Raw genomic sequence first — 19526 nt, 5'->3', positions numbered from 1 at the left:
ATAAATATACAGACTTACAACTTTTGGTTGGTAATACCATAATGGAAATTTATCATTCATTTTAGAAAATACTATAGTACATTTGCTGCGTCTGGTAACGTAGAAATTCCAGCAGGAAAAACAGTTGCAGTTTTACTTTATACATCATCTTATCTAGATAGCAGAGGAAAAGTTAGTGAAGGTATGCTTTCAGGTAATGTATATATCTATGGTCAATTTATACAGTGGGGGATTTATAACATACGTAGCAATTTTCTAACTACAGGACTTGAGATCGATGTAGAGAGAACGCTAAGAGCTTGGCAGTGCCCAGGATTAGATGCCACCCACAAAATCTGGAATTGATACCAGAAAACGGAGAAAACCAATGCCAATTTATATTCATTTTGAAAATAACAAACAAGTAGAAACAACAACGCTTGAAAGCAAGCCAACTGGGAATGATTGGTATGAAGCGCCAAAGAATCTTGATTGGCAAAAGAGCTATTGTTTAACTGAAGGAGGGAAAATTGTTGAAAGGAGCAAAGAAGATATTGAGCTGGAATTACTGGAAACTGCGAAGCTTTCTGCACTTGATAGTGTGCGTTTTTATTATAATAACTATACTCACCAATACGCAGGAGCTTCTCATCAGAAGTCTAAGTCGTATGAGATACAAGCGAAAGCCGCAGAGAACATTTTAGCAGCACCAGAATCCGTAGATGAAAAAGATGCAGAAATCGTAGAACCTTTAGCAAAAGTCCGTGATATCCCGGTTATTGAAATGGCAAGAATAATTCAGGAAAAAGCCAAAAAAGCAGTAAAAGCAATAATCAAATGTGAAGAGCTTGAAGATTTAGCCAAGAGGAAAATTGAAGAAGCCAAAAGTGAAGTAGAGCTACAGGCTTTGCTCGATGATTTTAAACAAAGAATGCAAGAGAGTTAAACTCTTTTCTATTTACTTTCCAAAATTCAACATACAAGGGAGAAAATGACAGAACAATTTTTACATGGGGTAAATGTTATTGAGATTACCTCTGGTGCAAGAACAGTACGCACAGCTAAATCATCGGTAATTGGCGTAATTGGTACTGCTCCGGAAGCTGACGGGCAAAAGTTTCCACTCAATAGTCCAGTATTAATAGCAGGAAGCTTAAAAGAGGCAGCAAAGCTTGGAAAAAGAGGAACTTTGCCTTTTGCAGTGAATGGAATATTTTCCCAGGTTGGTGCAACGGTAGTAGTTATTCGAGTTGAAGAAAGCAAAAATAGTGAACCAGAATTAAAAGAAGAAGAAACAGCAGCAAATATCATTGGAGGAGTTGATGAAGAAACCGGGGAATATCAAGGGATTCAAGCATTCTTAAGCAGTGAAAGTATAGTCCATGTTGCCCCAAGAATACTAATTGCACCTCAGTTTACTCATCAATTGCCTGGAGATGCTGGAAACCCAGTGGTTAGCGCTTTAATTCCTATAGCAGAAAAGCTAAGGGCGATAATAGTAGCAGATGGTCCAAATACCAATGATGAAGAAGCAATAAAGTGGAGAAAAAGTGTAGGCAGCTCAAGAGTTTACGTTGTAGATCCTTGGGTAAAAGTGTTTAACAATGGAAAAGAAGAAACTTTGCCGTCTAGCCCATTTGTAGCCGGTTTAATAGCCAAAGTAGATAGTGAACAAGGCTTTTGGCAATCACCTTCAAATAAAGAGATAAATGGTATTGTTGGAACAAGTAGGGCTATTGATTTTACCTTAGGTGATACAAGTTGTAGAGCAAACCACTTAAATGAAAATGAAGTAACAACGATAATCCACCAAAATGGCTACAAGCTCTGGGGAAACAGAACGTGTTCAGATGATCCAAAATGGGCTTTTCTGTCGGTTAGGCGTACTGCAGATCTAATCAATGATAGTCTACTGCGAGCTCATCTATGGGCAGTTGATCGAAATATCACCAAAACTTATATAGATGATGTGATTGAGGGGGTGAATTCCTACCTAGCAAGTTTAAAAGCACAAGGAGCGATTATCAGTGGAAGATGTTATGCAACTCCAGAGCTCAATACACCGGCAAATATTGCAAGTGGCAAAGTGTATTTTGATTTTGAGTTTACACCACCATATCCAGCAGAACAGATTACTTTCAGGTCACACCTTGTGAGTGGCACAATATCGTAAAAAGGGGAGAAAGAGAGATGTTACCAAAGATTTTAAAGAATTTTAACGTATTCGTAGATGGCCGTGGTTATGCAGGAAAAATAGATGAAGTAACCTTGCCAAAACTTACCATAAAAACTGAAGAATATAGAGCTGGTGGTATGGATATTCCAATAAATATTGATATGGGGATGGAGAAACTTGAAGCTGATTTTACTTTTGCCGAATATGATTCAGAGCTTTTCAGGCTTTTTGGCCTCATAGATGGGAATTCGGTTTCTCTGACGCTAAGGGGTGGTCTTCAAGGCAGTGGAAGTAATGATATTGAAGGAGTAATTATCAACCTTAGAGGCATATTCAGAGAATTTGATTTTGGCAGTTGGAAACCGGCTGAGAAAGCAACGCTGAAGTGTACCGTAGCTGCGCATTATTACAAACTAACGATTGGTAGTAATGAACTAATAGAGATCGATGCTGAGAATATGATTCGCAAGATTAATGGTGTTGATCAAATGGCTTTGTTACAAGCAGTTCTAGGTATTTAGGTTTAGTTTTAAAAAGATTTTAGAATTTTATTTTTTAGGAGAAAGTATGAAAACAGTAAAACTTGATAACCCAATAACAGTAGAAGGAATTGAGGTTTCAGAATTAACTTTTAGACCAGTCAAAGTAAGGGACTGCCTAGCAATGGAACGTGCCGGTAGTAGTGATTTTGAAAAAGAAGTTGGATTAATAGCAAACCTTGCATCTGTAACAAAAGAAACAATTTGGGAGTTATATTTTGCAGACTACATGAAAATACAGGAGGAATTGAAAGATTTTTTTCCATCGGTTACACAAAGGACTTAAGGCTAAATGTACTAATGCTCTGTTCCGTTGTAGGTGGCGGAATTGAGCAGGTACTTGAAATGGAAATAAACGAATTTATTTTGTGGACTAAAGCAGCAGGAGAATTTAAATGTCAACATTATCAGTAAAAATAGGTGCCATACTAGATGGTAGCTTTAATAGCGCAATGGCAGGAAGTAGTGCTCAACTTTCCCGTCTTGGGGGTACAATAAGGCAACTTGATGCATCGATGAAATTGGTATCTAAATTTAAGGAGTTAAGTCGTAACACATTAGTTGCCAAGAGATCCTGGAAAGGCTTAGAAGTGCAAGTAAAGTCCTTGGCTCAGCAAATCAAAGCAACAGCAAAGCCAAGTAAGACCTTGAAGGCTCAGTTTGATAAGGCTAAGGAATCGGCAATAAAGGCCAAAACAGCTTACTTACAGAAGAGAGACACTTTACATGCGCTCAGTGAAGAATTTAAGAAAAGTGGAAAGAATATACAGTCTTTGATAAGAGATCAAGATAAACTAGGTGCTTCTGTAGGTAGGCTGAGAAGTCAATATAGTAAGTTAAACTCCGCCATCAAAAAACGGGACATGTTTTTGGAAAGAAAAGCGTACTTTAAATCGCAAATGGTGGAAACGGCTACGCTTGCACTCGGGCTTGCGGCTCCAGTTAAAGCTGCAATTGATTATGAAAGTGTTATGGCTAATATCAGGGCAGTGATGAAATTTTCTAAAGACAAAGACAAGGAAGCCAATGATAGAGGATTTATGGAACTTGGCCAGGGAATAAAAGAGTTATCCCGAAAAATACCGCTATCGGCTGCAGAATTGGCACAAATAACTACAAGTGGTGCTAGGCTTGATATTCAAGAAAAAGAAAAGCTCCTAGAATTTACAGAAATAGTATCAAAAATGGCAGTAAATTTTGGTATGAGTGTAGAAGAAATAGGAAGTGCTGCTAGTAATCTTTATAGCATTTACAAAATGGACTTAGGAAAGCTGAAGGATCTGGGAAACTTGGTAAACCATCTTGCAAGCAATACTTCTGTTGAAGCAAAAGATCTAATGGCAGCGATAAATATAGCTAGTGGTGCGGCAAGACAATTTGGTTTGGAGATTGAGCAGATAGCTGGCTTAGTAAATGCCTTCATTATGTTAGGAAAACAACCAAAGAAAGCAGCAGAAATGATAAATGGTGTGCTCGTAAAACTTCAAACGGCAGGGGAACAAGGAGATGAATTTATAGAAACACTAGAAGAAATCGGGATAGATATAGAAGAACTCGAAGAGAATATCAAGAAAAACCCTCAAAAAGCACTACTAGATTTTTTTGAAATTTTAAAAAAAATAGATAAACATGATCGGGCTGGCATTCTGCTAAAGCTCTTTCAACAGGGAGCAGAAGATGATATAGCGCTACTACTTGAAAACTCAAAAGTATATGAAAAGGTGCTGGATTTATTAGCTGATGAAGGGGAACGTGCAAATTCATTGCAGGAAGAATTTAATGACCGTGTGAGTACAACAGCTAACCAATTGCGATTGCTGAAAAATTCAGTAGCAGAAGTAGGTATGAATCTGGGTTCAGTGATGTTGCCTATTTTAAAACCTATAACTGAAAGGTTAAAATGGGTAAGTGAACATATAGCCTCATTTGCAGAAAAATATCCCACTGTAACTACAGCAATCATGGGTACCATAGCAGCACTGATAAGTCTTAAAGTTCTAGCAGTAGCCGGTGGTTATGCATTTTATTTGGCTAGAAGTAGCATATCAACTTTCTCGATTATTTTGCATGGGGTACTGAGGCCTGCACTAATATCACTATCGTCATATGCTATTCCAGCGGTAATTACTGGACTGAGTGTTTTAAAAGCTACGACTTTGAGCTTAGCAACGAAAGCTTTTCCTCTACTATCATCAGTTCTACCTGCAGTAGTAACAGGATTGAGAGCAATAACATTAGCTGTAATTAGCAACCCTATAGGACTCTTAATTGCCGGACTTGTCACAGGTGCAGCACTTGTTATAACTAACTGGCAAAAGGTAAAGAACTTTTTCTCTAGCATCTGGAAATCGATAATAAAACCCATTGGAGAAATGTTTTCATGGATGGGAAATACTGTTGGTGGCATATTTGGAAAGGTTGCCAAAAATAGCCCACTGAAAGAATTTGAAAAAAGAAAAAGTATTGTTACTGAAATAAAAGCAGTCCATACTCCCCTTAAAAGTAGCATTTCTAATAATGAAAATTCTCTGTTGAACAATAGTGCAATTAAAGAATTGTCTGAGAGGAGCAAGAATAATGTAAAAATCAAAAGTGTTATCGAGGAGAAAAAATCTATAGAAGGTAATCAAGTTGATAAAGTATTTGAAAAAAATAGATTTGAAAAAAAGGAGTCAAAAACACATAACCAGACATTTAATCAAACGTTTAATATAATTGTTAAAGCGGAGCCTAACCAAGACGCCCGTAGCATTGCCGATGCAGTAATAGAAAGATTCAGAGAACAAGCAAGAGGGGCTCTTTTTGATACGGTGGAGGAGGTACATTAGGTGTTGCTTGGGCAATGTAAGTTTGATCCAGTAAGCCTTAGGTATAGTAAAGAGCAGAGGTGGCATACAGTTGAATGTATTGAAAAAACATCATTGCAGAGTATTGGCTCAGGAATTGAGAATATTGATTTAACAGGAGTGATTTATCCGCATTGTCAAAATGGCAGTTTAGAACAACTAAGGAATATGCGTGAGCCAAATGTTTTAGTCGATGGTTCAGGAAAGGTGTTAGGAAATTTCGTGATTACTCATATAGAAGAAAAACAAACATTATATTTCCCTTGCGGATTACCAAGAAAGATCGAGTTTCAATTGAAGTTAAAAAGCTACAACAAGTGATTTACTATTTTACCAAGGATAAAGAAATGCTGGATTATATTTGTTGGAGGCATTATGGTTACAGTAGTGGAGCAGTGGAAGTGGTCTTGGAAAAAAACCCTGGACTGGCAGATTATGGAAGTTTTTTGCCAGCAGGGTTGAAAATTAAGTTGCCTGATGTTCAAAGGGCATCACAAAAGTCTGTTGTAAAAATTTTAGATTAGTGAAGCCAGATTTTAGTATAATAGCAGATAGTCATTCTATTACAGAGGAGTTAAAGAGTAGCGTAATATCTCTGCATATTACTGATGAATCTGGGATAACGAGTGATGAAGCTGAAATATGTCTTAAGTATGGAAGTAATGCTTTAGAGCTCAAGGGCGAGCTGAAAGTTTTTTTAGGGTATAAAGAGACCGGGTTACTGTCTATGGGAGCTTATACAGCAAGTGAGATCACTATACAAAGTCCACCACAAATTTTAAGAGTCAAATGCCGTGCAGCAAACTTCAGAGGATCGCTGAAAGAAAAAACATCAAAAGAGTGGAAAGAGATTACTTTAGGCAACTTAGTAAGAGAGATAGCAGAAAAGCACGGATGCGAAGCGAAAATTGCACAAAAATTTGAAGGTATATTTATATCGCACATCACTCAAACAGATGAAAGTGACATAAATTTTTTGAGAAGGATAGGAGATGAGCATGAAGCAACGGTAAAACCTATAGGAGGACATATAATTTTTATTCCAAAAGGAGGAGGAAAGTCAGCAATAGGCAAGGTTTTAGGCACAACAGTACTCACGCCTGAAGATGTAATAAATTGGAAGGTAAATTTTAATGTGCAAAGCAAATATGGGTCTGTTATAGCAAAGTGGCACAGTTATGAGAGGGGAGAAACTATAGAAGAAAAAGTAGGAAATGAAGAACCAAGTTATCCGATACATAAGCCTTATTCCACTGCAGAATCAGCGATCAGTGCAGCAAGTGCTAAGCTAAGACGATTGAAGCGCGGTGAAGCAAAATTAAACGTAACAATACCCGGCAATCCAGAGTTGTTTGCAGAAGCTAAAATAAATTTATTGGGATTTTGTCAAGAGATAGATGGCGAATGGGTAGTAGAAAGGGCGGAGCATATTTTAGATAATAGGGGATACCAAACCATGGTAGAAGCAATGATCAGTAAAGAATGAATCTGTACCTTTCATAATTTCTTTAACTTTATAGAGCATATTCTTTATTAGAAACATTGTAAAATGTCTTATGAGAAAAATTATAAAATATATTAACATTACTGTTGCCGCATGTTTTATATTGTTACTTTTTATAATTAATACAAAATCGAGGGAGGAATTACTATTTTTAGCTATAGAGAATAATAACTTGAAAGAAGTAAAGACGTTACTTGAAAAAGGTGTAGATCTCAGTGTTCAAAATAACAAAGGAAACACACCTTTAAATGAAGCTGTTTTCAAGGGACATACAGAAGTGATAAGGTTACTTTTGGATAATGGAGTAAGTGCTAATTATGTAGATAATAATGGAAGGACCCCATTACTCATAGCTGCCACGCACGGACATATAGAAACAGTTAAGTTACTTTTGGATAATGGAGCAAACGTTAACTTAATATCGCATACTAAAAAAGGACACGAAGCTGCCCCTTTACTTTTAGCGATTATGAGTGGATCCCCAGAAATGGTAGAACTGCTTTTAAATAATGGTGCAAATGTTAACCTTCGAAATAACAAAGGAATGACACCATTACACGCATCTGTTTTAAAAGGAAATATAGAAATAGCAAAACTACTTTTAAATAATGGGGCGGGTGTTAATTTTACAAATAATGAGGGACTTGTTACACCTTTATACTTAGCTATGCTTCAGCAAGACACAGAGATGATAAAATTCCTTTTAAGTAATGGAGCAGATGTAAATTTTGTAGATCGCAATGGAGTTACACCTTTATTTACGGCTGTTAATGATGGACGTACAGAAATAGTAAAACTACTTTTAGAGAATAGAGCAAAAGTTAATTTTGCATACAACAATTCAGTTATACCTTTGCATTTGGCTGTTTTGCGTGGACATATAGAAGTGGCAAAGCTGTTGTTAAGGCATGGAGCAGACGTTCATTTTTCTGATCGTAGTGGTAATACAGCTTTACACGTTGCTGCTTCTGGTGGACATATAGAAATAGTAAAGTTACTTTTAGAGTATGGGGCAGAGGCTAATCTTGAAAATGATTACGGTAGTACACCTTTTCACATAGCTGCTGATAATGGACATGAAAAAATAGTAAGATTACTTTTGAGTGATAGATATCAATAATAGCCACACAAAGGATATTACAAAGTTATCTTTCTGCTTCATCCATCAATAAAACAATGAAATTTTAAGTTAGCAGCTAAACACCAGATGTAGATTAAGCAAATACATTACGTATTAAACCTATTGGGAATTCTTTTAAAATTAACATTTCAATCATTATATATGCAAAACCAAAAAATTCCAATCGCAGTAATAGTAACGATGTTAATACAGACCGTAGCGGCGATATGGTGGCTCGCCAAGCTAGATTTACGGGTTCACATTCATGATAAATTTATAGAGCAGAACAACGGATTGACTGTTACGGTATATCGTCTGGAAGAACGGGTAAAAAATCTTTCTGAGGAATTGGATGAATTCAAAGCCAACTCAAAGTAATTATTCTGGCATATAAAGCTTAGACTGCGATTGGCGATCTTTCCAATTTTCGATGTATTGCTCAACTAGTGGAGAATCTCCAGTTATGATCAGTAGGTTTTCAGCATTTTTCCTCTGTGCAGCATCAGAAAAGTTGAATGATCCTGTTATGATTTTTTGGTTATCAATAATAATTATTTTACTATGAGCAATAGCGGGTTTGAAGTCGATCCAAATTGGGATTTTTTGCTCAAATAATTCGTTAATTACACTACGTTTTGAACTAGTTTGCGATTCGTCGAAAATAACCTTAACATCAACACCCCTTTTCTTAGCTTCGATTAGCGACTTTGCAATAGGCTTAGAAGTAAATGAATATGCCTGAACCAACACAGATTTTTTGGAACTATCTATAGCATTAATTATTTGGTTAGTGCAATTTTCCCTAGGTGTAAAACAGACTGTAGTTTTTGGACAGGTAACACACCCTGATAAAAGTGAGCAAGTTAATAGAACTAATAAATATCTAAACATGACAAAATATATACTTTCAGTAGATGGCGGAGGCATAAGGGGCATCATACCAGCCATAATACTAGCAGAAATAGAAAAGAGAGCAAGAAGACCGATAGCTGAAATCTTTGATCTGATGGCAGGTACTTCAACCGGTGGGATTGTTGTAGCTGGGTTATGCAAGAAAGATGATCAAGGCAAACCTCAATACTCTGCAAATGATTTAGTTGAGCTTTACCAGGAGTATGGATCATATATTTTCAAGTCTTCATTTTTTAGGCAATCAATATTATCTTGGTTTAACTGTGCACAATACCCATATGAAAATATCGAGTCGATATTGGACAAGTATTTTAGTGACGATATTCTAAAAAACACTTTAAGTAAGGTACTGATTACAAGTTATGATATTCATAATAACTGTCCATTTTTTTTCAAAAGCTGGAAAGAGGACAGGAATTTTATCAAGTTGAAAGATGCACTCAGAGCCACAACAGCAGCACCAACATACTTTGCACCTAAGTACTTAGAAGTTAGCCAAGAAAAAAGAGTATTAGTCGATGGAGGGGTATTTGCCAATAACCCAGCGGCTTGTGCGTATGCAAATAGTAAGAAACTTTTTCCCAACGAAGAAATCGTTCTGGTGTCAATTGGCACAGGTCGGCTATCTAATCGAATCAAGTACAGAAAATTAGGAAAGATAGCCTGGATAAAGCCTCTGTTAAATGTGATGTTTGCGTCGAGCCTTGATGTAGTGAATTATCAACTAAGTAATGTAATGGACGACAGATATATAAGAATACAATCACAACTGACAATAGCGTCGGCTGAGATGGATAACATTACATCAAAAAATATTAAATGTCTACAGCAAGAGGCAAATGCAATGATAGAGGACAACCAGGAAGCAATAGATAGATTCTGCAATATTGAACTATAAACGATGCCAAGCAAACTAAAGAAATTATACCACAAAGCAAAGAAAGGTTTAAAAAACATAGTTTCGCCCAAAAAGCATAAAACTGTGACTAAGGGGCAAGAAGCTAAAATTTCAAACGATAAGCCAAAACCGCTACATGAGCAACCTCTAAAGTTGATGGAGAAGACCTCTAAAGTAAAAAAAGATAAAAAAGGAATAAAAGAGAAAATAAAAAGCTTAAAAACGAAGAAAGCAAAACCCGTAGAAAAAGAGCTGAAAAAGGGCAACGTGTTCAAAAAAGGCTTCAAAAAGCTAAAAGGGAAAATAAAAAAATTAAACCCGATAAAGGTTAAGAAAAACAAGATAATCGGGAGCAAGAGACTAGCATTTTTACTAACATCTGCTACAATCGTGGCAATTTTACCAACATTCAGTTTAGCTCCCTTGCCAGCATTAGCCATAACTTCTGCATGTGTTTTCAGTATTAACTTTATCGCAGTCAAAACACTAAAGAAATTTATCAAACAACGCAAATTAGCAGCAGAATCTAAAGAAGAGTCAACCCTAGCTGAACCAAACAAGCCGGAAGAAGAAATTCAAGATGTAGCAATTGAGCCAGCTAAGAGAGACTCCGAGCAAATTTCCAGAGAATAATACTCTTTACTTATACAAAAATACCCTTGTAAGCTTGACTTCACGGCCTTCTTCTGTTATATTAGGTAATAGTAAGGTTAGTATGGTGATAATATCTCATAGAATAAAGAAGCCTATGCAGACAATGACCTTGCAGCCACTACTAGACTTTATTATAAATTAGGAGGTTGGTATGATTACGAACGAGGCAAAAAGAGTAAGAGACAACACTAAAGAAACGAGGACAGTTATACATACTGCTGCTTCTCACGGTGATTTAGAGATAGTCAGATTCTTTATAGAGAAAGCTGGGTATGACATCAATTTAAGAGATGAAGATGGTTGTACTCTCCTATTTTATGCTGCTGTAGGAGGTTGCCTTGAGGTAGTGAGATACTTAATAAAAAAGGGAGCTGATATTAATGCTACTGCCAAAACTGGTGCTACTGCATTGCATATAGCTGCTCGCGTAGGTCATCTTGAAGTAATAAAGTGTCTTGTAGAAGAGGGAGGAGCAGATAAAAATGCTGTAGATAATAATGGATATGGTGTTTTAGACTACAATCGTGGGTATGATCTCCTAACTGCTAAAGCTACTCTTTTTGATAAGCCTAATGATGCTGGTAGTAGAGTTATTGATTATAATGAGCTTAACAACGAGCCTAATGATAACACTAAGCATTGACTTACAAATTTGATTTAACAGCCTTTTTCTGAGACAATTTTTATACTTTCTAAGTATAGAAGTTGAAAGAGTAAAGAAAGTTATATTTAAGGTTGCTGCTTGTGGTTGCTTAATTGACGCTAAATCAACACATAGCACAATCAGATGTCATAAAACATCTAGCCGATTGGCAATCCCAAGTTTATTACAGTCAAAATACTAAAGAAATTAACGCAAATTAGCAGCAGAATCTAAAGAAGAGTCAACTCTAGCTAAGCCAGAAGAAGAAATTCAAGATGTATCGGTCGAATCAATAAAAGAAGAACCTAAACAAGTTTCCAAATAATAGACATCTATATTAAATACTTTCCTATTTTTATTTAAATATTATCTATTCAATATAAAAGTAGTGGCAATTTAAAGATTTTATTTGTAAAGTTCTAGCAAAACGAGTGCGCGAGTTAATAATTGATTCACGATTGACGCTGTATACTGAAACAGTGGTTGAAGTAAAAATTATGACTGAAAATACATTAAAACTACAAAAGGAAATAAAACGCCACAACGAGCTATACTATCGGAAAAACAAACCAGAAATCACTGATGCAGAGTATGATGAGTTGGTAAGAAAAGCAGGTATAAAGGTTGTAGGTGCTGCACCTGATGAAAGGTTTTCAGAAGTACAACATGTCGTGCCTATGCTCTCATTGGCTAACGCTTATGACAAAAAAGAAGTTGAAGAATTCCTTAGAAAACTTCTAAATGTACATGAACTGGAAATAGTTTGTGAGCTGAAAATAGACGGTTTAGCTTTCACTGCAATTTATGAAGATGGTGTGCTCATTAAAGCTGCAACGCGCGGTGATGGTTTTGTGGGAGAAGACATCACTCACAATATCTCAACCATAAAGGATTTTCCCCAAGTTTTACCTGACATAAAGGGTAGATTGGAAATCAGAGGGGAAGTCTATATCAGAAATGATGACTTTCTGAAGTTAAATAAGGATAATCAATTTTCAAATCCGCGCAACACAGCATCCGGTTCATTAAGACAACTAAATCCAGAAGTTACTGCTAGCAGACCACTGAAGTACTTTGCTTATTCTTTGATCGGCGGAACAGAAAGGACCCAATCTGAAGTATTGAATAAGCTGAAAAAGCTTAGATTCTGCGTAAATGAGCATCAGTGTTTAGCAAAAAACGTTGACGAAATCCTGGAGTTTTATAATAGAATATATGATAATCGCCATGAATTGGGTTATGATGTTGATGGAGTTGTCTTAAAGGTAAATAATTTAACATTACAAAATCGTCTCGGAAATACCAACAAAGCTCCTAGATGGGCCATAGCTCATAAATTTCCTGCAGCTCAAGGAAAAACTAAGATAGTTAAAATATTAATACAAGTAGGCAAAACGGGTAAATTGAATCCGGTTGCAAAAGTAATTCCAATAAATATAGGAGGGGTTCTCATTACAAGGGTAAATTTGCATAATAAGGATGAAATTGAGCGTAAAGATATAAAGGAAGGAGACGTAGTGGTAGTAGCTCGAGCTGGTGATGTTATTCCTAAGATTGTGGCAGTAGACAAAAACGCTCGTTCTCGAAGAGCACCAAAGTTTGTTTTTCCTGATATTTGCCCGGAATGTGGCAGTAGAGTTGATGACTGGGGAACTATAGCTATATGTTCTGGAGGAAATGATTGCCCAGCACAGCGAATAGGAAAGTTAAAACATTTTGTGGAAGTCCTTGACATTAAAGGTTTTGGCGGTAAACAAGTGGAGTTCTTTTATGACCTTGGTTTGATAAGGAAAATATCTGATATTTTTGCTCTCGAAAAAAAACTTAGAAAATTTAACTTAAGCGAGCTAAATGGATGGGCTGAGAAATCCGTATCTAATCTATTGAATTCTGTCAATAGTAGAAAAACCATAACCCTTGACAGATTTATATCTTCTCTAGGGATTCGATACGTCGGACCACATGTAGCAAAATTACTAGCAAAACATTATGGCTCATATGAAAATTGGTATTCTGCTGATGAAGAAGAATTAATGAGCATAATAGGCGTAGGCGAAGAGACCATAACTTCCTTGGAGGAATTTTTCTCTGATGAGGATAATGTTGAAATGGTAAAGAATCTTGCTTCTCAACTAAAGATTGAGCCTGTAAGTGCTAATGTTAGTAATTCCCCTCTTAGCGGTAAAATGGTGGTTTTTACTGGCAAGCTGTCAAGGGAGAGAAAGGAGATGCAAGCAGAAGCTGAATCCGTAGGTGCAAGAGTGAGTGACAAAATATCCAATAAGACGGATTGGTTGATTGCCGGTGAAAAACCTGGGTCAGCTAAATATAAAAAGGCTTTAGAACTGGGTGTGAAAATTTTAACTGAGGAAAAATTTAATAAATTAATCTTGGGAGAAGAATAAACCCTTCTCGATCAATTCTTGTATCTACTTTTTAAGAATGGCACCTACGATTTTATTTGTTAGGCCCTTTTGAGTATACCCTCGCATTGGCATATAATTTTCTACTTTTTGTGCTATTTTACACCTTGTAGTACACTTTGTGTTATTGTTAGCTTTTTTTGAAACCATACTTTATTTACAAAAACAACCACACATATTGTATCATAAAATTTTACCAAAGTCTATTATTTTTTTCCACGTATCCATAAGCTCTATATGAAATTCTTGCTATGGATGCCTATTTGGGTTTCAAGTTGCTCTGCAGTCAAGCTAGTTATTTGAGAAATATCATCAATAGAAACACCTAGTATAAGTAGATTATTCGCAACCTTGATTGACTCTACTTTATCAATCTTTTCTTTGTAAATTTGCCTTCTTTGGGATAAAAATTCTACCCATGTATCCAGTTCATCTCGTGATTCTTGATTGCTAATTTTTTTAGACTCTCTCACCCAACTTAATAGTTCTTTTTCTCCTTCACCATCTTCGTCTTCACAGCAGTCTTCTTCCGTTGATTTAAGCACCAGATCCTTAGCATCCACTGACAATTTTCTCGCTATTTCCCATAACCTTTCACCGAACATGGTGCTCCCTTGTTCATAGTAATGTACCTGTGGACCTCCTACACCAAGCTCTTTTGCTAATTCCTCTTGCGTACACCCTTGTATTATTCTCCACTTTTTCATCTCTTGTCTTTTGCTTCGACGCTTAGAACCTTTTTCCTCTTCATTATCATATTCATCAGTTGATAAGCCTGTTGCTCGGTAGATTATATCAGTAGCAAATCCTGCCTCCAGCATATTCTCCGCCATTCTTACTCTTGCTGCTTTTACATCACTTTCCTCTTCAGCTCGAATAGATTTGGTTAATGCATAAATCGCTTTACGTGATTCTCGCCCTCTTGTTTTTGTGTATTTTCCTATGAAATCGTACATCCATTGGATCTTACTTTTATCAAAACAACTGTTTTCTTTGAGTACTTTTTGTCTAGGAAGTAGATCACTCAAACTAACTGATAATGCATCTGCTATAACTTGTAATTCTTCATCTGGAATGCCACATATCCCTTGTTCATATCTTCGCAGCGTATGATAGTTTATACCTGTTTTGTCTGCTAGATCTTTTAGGGTATATCCTCGCTTTAGCCTCCAGCTTCTTATTTTTTGCGCTATTTTGTATCTTATGGAGATAGTAGTAGTATGCTTTGCCATGCCGCAGCGGTTTCACAGAAATAAACATATATATCCTGTTAATAGGCTTTTTGCTATAACCTACTTTACTAAAAGATTAAATTTAGCTTAAGCGCTTTTATTTGTTGGAAGAGCTTGCAATTTTGTGGCTGCAGATAAAGAAGGGAAGCAAAACCTCCCTCCCTTATTGTTTAACGTTGCTTAAAGGTTTCTTTACTACCTCCACATGTCCTATCCACCCACAAAGACAATGCTTCACTTGAGCAATTATTACTAACTGCCTTTATTTCTTCTGTAACCTTCTCTTTACTCCATCTGCCATCCCTAACAAAACTTCCTTTTTCTACCGCTTCTTTGACCGTCATTCCCCCAAAAAGGCAACCTTTTCCTATTACTTCACCTCCTTTTTGTAGTTCAGACCACATTTCTGTATCTGCTACTCTGACCTGTACTTGATGGTCATTTTCTGCATTATGGTATACTTCAATTCTTAAGCCACCAATGCTTGTGGGAAATGTTATCTCAAAAGCACTATTGTCAGATATATCGGTGTAATTTCTTTCACCTCCTTTTCCACTTCTGACTTCAACTTCACTATTACCCATTTTTATAATATCACCTCCTAATTTTACCTCCCCTGTGGTTAGACCTAAATTTTTTGTACCTTCTAATACTCTTGCAACATTTACTTTGCTATTCTCAGAAAATTTCATAAAAAATGTTTTGTTATCTATTCCGACATCTTCTACGATCCCTTCATTTTCAATAGCACTTTCACCGACTTCTCTCAGTTCTTTAAGCCATTTATCTATCTGTGGACGAACCTCTTGATACAGTTTGTTATGAACTTCACTTATTCGCTTATCCTGCAATAGATCGTAACTGAACATTGCTCCACTTAGCATCAATTCACATATTATATCTTCCTTCTCATTTTCTTTGCATGGGATCGAAAGCATTTTCAATATTACTGCATCAGCAAAACTCGTCTGTCCTTCACTATATGCGTTTATCCTGATTCCAGCATGTAGTGCTTGATCTACAACTTTGTTCAGTTCACTTACACTTTTTACCTTTACCACTGCATTTTTAAACCATATCAATTCTGCATTTTCAATTGCACTCGGCTCTATCTTGTTTAAAGCTGGAATAAATGGATTTGAACTTTGACGATTTGAAGATTTTGTGTTATAAAATTCACGTCCTTCTCCAAAGTTGATTACGAAATCTCTAGGGGAAGGCACACTTTCAGGCTTCTGAGTCTTCTTATCGCCTGCAAAGACAGGCCACCAGTTACTAGTACGATCCATGGCATCAAATATTTCCGGTAATCTGCTAAGATCGTTCTTATTACCTGTTTCGTTTGTAAAGTTAGACCTCTGGTTTTTCTTGCCAGTACGCCTTATACCTTCAATAGCACTAGATAGTCCATTTGGTAACTTTTTAGAATCAATGATTAATTCATAAGTATTTCCATCTATATCATCAAATGATACTGTTTTTTTAGTAGTCATATAAGCCTCCTATATTAAGCATATTATCTAAGTCTATAGCGCAATTTATTGCTTTACTATTAACTTAATATACAAATTATAGAAAGATCTTGTATAGTTTGCAACTATTTATAATAAAAGAACAGATCTATTCAGGCTTTTATTCCTTTATTGTAACTTAATATACAAGCTATACAAAGATCTTGTATAGCTTGCAACTTTTGTGATGTCTTTTTCCAAATCTCAGCTATAGAAATATGCTTTCCTTAAAGCACGCATAGCTTTGCTACTTGATTTTTATATTTATTATTCATATTTCGTATTGTTTGCCACTAGCAGTGGTAGCCAAACTTCCCAAACCTGAAAAATTTGGCATTCCCATACCTTTATAACAGGTCGTTTTTCTTAAAGCTGAGATGGCCTTTGTCTGTTACCAGAATATGATCTAACAGCTCAATATTCACCGATTGACACGCAGATGCCAATTCCATTGTCATATTTTTATCCTCTTCTGATGGCTCTAAACTTCCTCCAGGGTGGTTGTGAGCTAATATTATTGATGCTGCCTTCCTTCCGATTGCATTTTCTACCACTTCCCTTTCATATAGATGCACTTCATCTATTGTACCAAAATGCACGTCGTCGTCTATAAAACGGCGCTGTGTATCCAAATATATTATCTGGACAGCTTCTCTCGCTGAGAGGCCTATACTTACCCTTATATATTCTATGAGCTTTTCGTTACCCATTACCGGTCCTCTCTTTAACCCTTCTCTTAGTGCCCTCTTGTTAGCTTCCTTAACACATGTAATCACTACAACTGCAGGTTTAGTTACTCCTCTTATCATTTGCAGTTCATCTATTTCCCGACCTAGAATGCCTCCTATTCCTGTACAAGTATTCACTAGATTTTTAGTAATAGCTTGAGCTTGATGTACTGAACTTAGAAGCGTTTCCATTATTTCATCATCACGTAGAGCTTTACCTCCACTGTTCAATGCTCTAAATTCTATTTCTTTTCTACGATCTTTACTTTTATTCTTATTATTCATATAATATATCCTTCACTAATAATAAATTATTTTTAAATGTTTACTGCTATTTTTTTAGCAGTATTGGCATAAGGCCATAGCTTTCGGGCGAAGTCAAATCAATTTTTCAATTTTTTTTGTTTATTTTTTTATGGAAATATAAAAGATATTAATAATTGCTGATTTCTTTAAGCAATGTCGTTTTTAGACTCGTATTTTAAGGTGATATAAATCTATTGCTTCAGCAGGTATACCTATTGTTTGGGAAATGGCATCAACAGAAACACCTAGTATAAGTAGGTTATTTGCAACTTTGATCCCCTCTGCTTTATCAATCTTTTCTTTGTAAATCTGCTTTCTTTTGGATAAAAATTCTACCCATACATCCAGTTCATCTTGTGATTCTTGATTGTTAATTTTTTGTAACTCTCTCGCCCAGCTTAATAGTTCTTTTTCTCCTTCACCATCTTCGTCTTCACAGCAGTCTTCTTCTTTTGATTTAAGCACCAGATCCTTAGCATCCACTGATAATTTTCTCGCTATTTCCCATAACCTTTCACCGAACATGGTGCTCCCTTGTTCATAGTAATGTACCTGTGGACCTCCTACACCAAGCTCTTTTGCTAATTCCTCTTGCGTATATCCCTGTATTATCCTCCACTTTTTCATCTCTTGCCTTTTGTTTGGACGCTTAGAACCCTTTTCCTCTTTATTATCATATTCATCAGCTGATAAACCTGTTGCTCGGTAGATTATATCAGTAGCAAATCCTGCCTTTAGCATATTCTTTGCCATTCTTATTCTCGCTGCTTTTACATCATTTTCCTCTTCAGCTCGAATAGATTTGGTTAATGCATAAATCGCTTTACGTGATTCTCGCCCCCTTGTTTTTGTGTATTTTCCTATGAAATCGTACATCCATTGGATCTTACTTTTATCAAAACAACTGTTTTCTTTGAGTACTTTTTGTCTAGGAAGTAGATCACTCAAACTAACTGATAATGCATCTGCTATAACTTGTAATTCTTCATCTGGAATGCCACATATCCCTTGTTCATATCTTCGCAGCGTATGATAGTTTATACCTGTTTTGTCTGCTAGATCTTTTAGGGTATATCCTCGCTTTAGCCTCCAGCTTCTTATCTTTTGCGCTATTTTATATCTTGTAGCGTTAGTATGCTTTATACGGCTACTATTAATGTTACTAGCGGTCACTCTTTTTCACACGATTTCAAAACAACTAACTCTCCAGATGCCTGTTGAAAACTAGTATATTCAATGCCTATGCTGTGACAAGCTAAAATGGCACAGGTAACTTATGTTGCTACGGTCTTTAATCTACGTAACTTGGAGTTTCTTCTCTTTTTTAGTGGTTTCTCAATCTCATAACTTCTGTATTTCAGCTTTTTAGTTTCTTTTCTAGCCAGTCTATCCGCCTCCTCGTTTACCATTGTGAGCTCTAACCCACTTCCAACTAACGTCATGCTGTAAGGCAACTTCATCTAGCTCTTTCCATAATTCCATGTTTTTTACTGGTTTTTTAGTTGCTGTTTTCCAACCATTTGCCTTCCACTTGCTGATCCATTCTGTTATACCCTGTTTAACATAGAGACTATCTGTATGTAAAATAACCTCACAAGAAATTTTTAACATCTTTAGCCCGTTAATTACAGCCCTTTTGTTGTTCGTTGTGTTTTCCTCACCTCCAGAGATACGTTTCTTGATAAAGACACTTTTATTTTCATACATAACTACAGCAGCCCAGCCTCCTGGACCAGGGTTTCCAGAACAAACTCCATCTTGTATATATTGTAACCTTCTTTTTTTCGCCCATACTAACAGGATACGGATTTAACATAAATTTTCTACTGAAATATGTTGATATTAAGTTTCTGATTTTTTATTATGAAGGTGTGAGAGGTTAATCTCACGATAATCGTAATTGAGTTTTTACGCTCGTATTTTTATTAGGAAATTGGCCTCTCACACCCAAAATAGGTATTTTTGAAGTTTTTTATAACTACTAAATTCATGAATTCATTTGCCGGGGTTTTTAGGCGCTTTATGATGGGGATATAAAAAGATGTACAAAAGGAC

19 protein-coding genes and 2 pseudogenes are annotated in these 19526 nt (G+C 36.2%); 15 read left to right on the top strand and 6 right to left on the bottom strand.

The window, feature by feature from the left end; genetic code table 11:
- Positions 1–81: 81 nt before the first annotated feature.
- The 11 genes and pseudogenes from WOCAOBSORBRA_RS06245 to WOCAOBSORBRA_RS01825 form a co-directional block, all read left to right on the top strand.
- A pseudogene (locus WOCAOBSORBRA_RS06245) lies at positions 82–345 on the top strand (hypothetical protein); the annotation flags it as partial.
- Positions 346–367: 22 nt separating this feature from the next.
- A complete protein-coding gene (locus WOCAOBSORBRA_RS01870) occupies positions 368–925 on the top strand; it encodes a hypothetical protein (protein WP_174515784.1) in 558 nt (185 codons plus the stop codon).
- 45 nt (positions 926–970) lie between these two features.
- Positions 971–2152 carry a phage tail sheath subtilisin-like domain-containing protein gene (locus WOCAOBSORBRA_RS01865; RefSeq protein WP_174515783.1) on the top strand — a complete coding sequence of 394 codons (1182 nt, stop codon included), beginning with the start codon at positions 971–973 and terminating at the stop codon, positions 2150–2152.
- 17 nt (positions 2153–2169) lie between these two features.
- Complete coding sequence (locus WOCAOBSORBRA_RS01860; protein WP_174515782.1) at positions 2170–2676, top strand: phage major tail tube protein; 507 nt, start codon at positions 2170–2172, stop codon at positions 2674–2676.
- A 46-nt stretch (positions 2677–2722) separates the two neighbouring features.
- A complete protein-coding gene (locus WOCAOBSORBRA_RS01855) occupies positions 2723–2980 on the top strand; it encodes a phage tail assembly protein (protein ID WP_174515781.1) in 258 nt (85 codons plus the stop codon).
- Positions 2981–3089: 109 nt separating this feature from the next.
- Positions 3090–5522, top strand: coding sequence for a phage tail tape measure protein (locus WOCAOBSORBRA_RS01850; RefSeq protein WP_174515780.1), 2433 nt, complete (start codon positions 3090–3092; stop codon positions 5520–5522).
- Entirely contained in the window at positions 5523–5861 is a 339-nt protein-coding gene (locus tag WOCAOBSORBRA_RS01845) for a phage tail protein (protein ID WP_174515779.1), read from the top strand.
- Positions 5858–6064, top strand: coding sequence for a tail protein X (locus WOCAOBSORBRA_RS01840; protein ID WP_174515778.1), 207 nt, complete (start codon positions 5858–5860; stop codon positions 6062–6064). The genes WOCAOBSORBRA_RS01845 and WOCAOBSORBRA_RS01840 overlap by 4 nt, the downstream gene beginning before the upstream one ends.
- Positions 6064–7026 (top strand): phage late control D family protein, encoded by a 963-nt coding sequence (locus WOCAOBSORBRA_RS01835; protein ID WP_174515777.1) that lies wholly within the window; start codon positions 6064–6066, stop codon positions 7024–7026. Before WOCAOBSORBRA_RS01840 ends, WOCAOBSORBRA_RS01835 begins: the two co-directional genes overlap by 1 nt.
- A 70-nt stretch (positions 7027–7096) precedes the next feature.
- Entirely contained in the window at positions 7097–8164 is a 1068-nt protein-coding gene (locus WOCAOBSORBRA_RS01830; RefSeq protein WP_174515776.1) for an ankyrin repeat domain-containing protein, read from the top strand.
- Between the two features lie 162 nt (positions 8165–8326).
- Positions 8327–8542: a hypothetical protein gene (locus WOCAOBSORBRA_RS01825; protein WP_174515775.1), complete on the top strand. Its 216-nt coding sequence runs from the start codon at positions 8327–8329 to the stop codon at positions 8540–8542.
- Here WOCAOBSORBRA_RS01825 and WOCAOBSORBRA_RS01820 read toward each other — a convergent pair whose 3' ends face one another.
- On the bottom strand, positions 8543–9055 hold the full coding sequence (locus WOCAOBSORBRA_RS01820; RefSeq protein WP_174515774.1) for a phospholipase D family nuclease: 513 nt from the start codon (positions 9053–9055) through the stop codon (positions 8543–8545). It abuts the gene before it with no gap.
- Here WOCAOBSORBRA_RS01820 and WOCAOBSORBRA_RS01815 point away from each other — a divergent pair.
- From WOCAOBSORBRA_RS01815 to ligA, 4 genes are all read left to right on the top strand, one after another.
- Positions 9054–9974, top strand: coding sequence for a patatin-like phospholipase family protein (locus tag WOCAOBSORBRA_RS01815; protein ID WP_174515773.1), 921 nt, complete (start codon positions 9054–9056; stop codon positions 9972–9974). The genes WOCAOBSORBRA_RS01820 and WOCAOBSORBRA_RS01815 overlap by 2 nt on opposite strands.
- Positions 9975–9977: 3 nt before the next feature.
- Entirely contained in the window at positions 9978–10607 is a 630-nt protein-coding gene (locus tag WOCAOBSORBRA_RS01810) for a hypothetical protein (protein ID WP_174515772.1), read from the top strand.
- Positions 10608–10779: 172 nt separating this feature from the next.
- Complete coding sequence (locus WOCAOBSORBRA_RS01805) at positions 10780–11271, top strand: ankyrin repeat domain-containing protein (protein ID WP_174515771.1); 492 nt, start codon at positions 10780–10782, stop codon at positions 11269–11271.
- Between the two features lie 497 nt (positions 11272–11768).
- Positions 11769–13676, top strand: coding sequence for an NAD-dependent DNA ligase LigA (ligA, locus tag WOCAOBSORBRA_RS01800; RefSeq protein ID WP_174515770.1), 1908 nt, complete (start codon positions 11769–11771; stop codon positions 13674–13676).
- Between the two features lie 251 nt (positions 13677–13927).
- On the opposite strand, the gene wmk (WOCAOBSORBRA_RS01795) is transcribed toward ligA, so the two are convergent.
- From wmk (WOCAOBSORBRA_RS01795) to rnhA, 5 genes and pseudogenes are all read right to left on the bottom strand, one after another.
- The gene (gene wmk, locus WOCAOBSORBRA_RS01795) at positions 13928–14926 is read right to left on the bottom strand and encodes a WO male-killing family protein Wmk (RefSeq protein ID WP_174515769.1); all 999 of its coding nucleotides are present in this window, start codon (positions 14924–14926) and stop codon (positions 13928–13930) included.
- Positions 14927–15096: 170 nt separating this feature from the next.
- A complete protein-coding gene (locus WOCAOBSORBRA_RS01790; protein WP_174515768.1) occupies positions 15097–16419 on the bottom strand; it encodes a hypothetical protein in 1323 nt (440 codons plus the stop codon).
- A 365-nt stretch (positions 16420–16784) separates the two neighbouring features.
- Positions 16785–17450: a JAB domain-containing protein gene (locus WOCAOBSORBRA_RS01785; RefSeq protein ID WP_174515767.1), complete on the bottom strand. Its 666-nt coding sequence runs from the start codon at positions 17448–17450 to the stop codon at positions 16785–16787.
- Between the two features lie 183 nt (positions 17451–17633).
- The gene (gene wmk / locus WOCAOBSORBRA_RS01780; protein ID WP_174515766.1) at positions 17634–18644 is read right to left on the bottom strand and encodes a WO male-killing family protein Wmk; all 1011 of its coding nucleotides are present in this window, start codon (positions 18642–18644) and stop codon (positions 17634–17636) included.
- Positions 18645–18844: 200 nt separating this feature from the next.
- Positions 18845–19287: pseudogene (rnhA, locus tag WOCAOBSORBRA_RS01775) on the bottom strand (ribonuclease HI); the annotation flags it as partial.
- Positions 19288–19526 lie beyond the last annotated feature (239 nt).

The organism is Wolbachia endosymbiont of Cardiocondyla obscurior (genome assembly GCF_902713635.1).
Lineage (GTDB): Bacteria > Pseudomonadota > Alphaproteobacteria > Rickettsiales > Anaplasmataceae > Wolbachia > Wolbachia pipientis.
The sequence above is the reverse complement of the archived record's forward strand: the minus strand, read 5'-3'. Positions and strand labels throughout refer to the sequence as shown.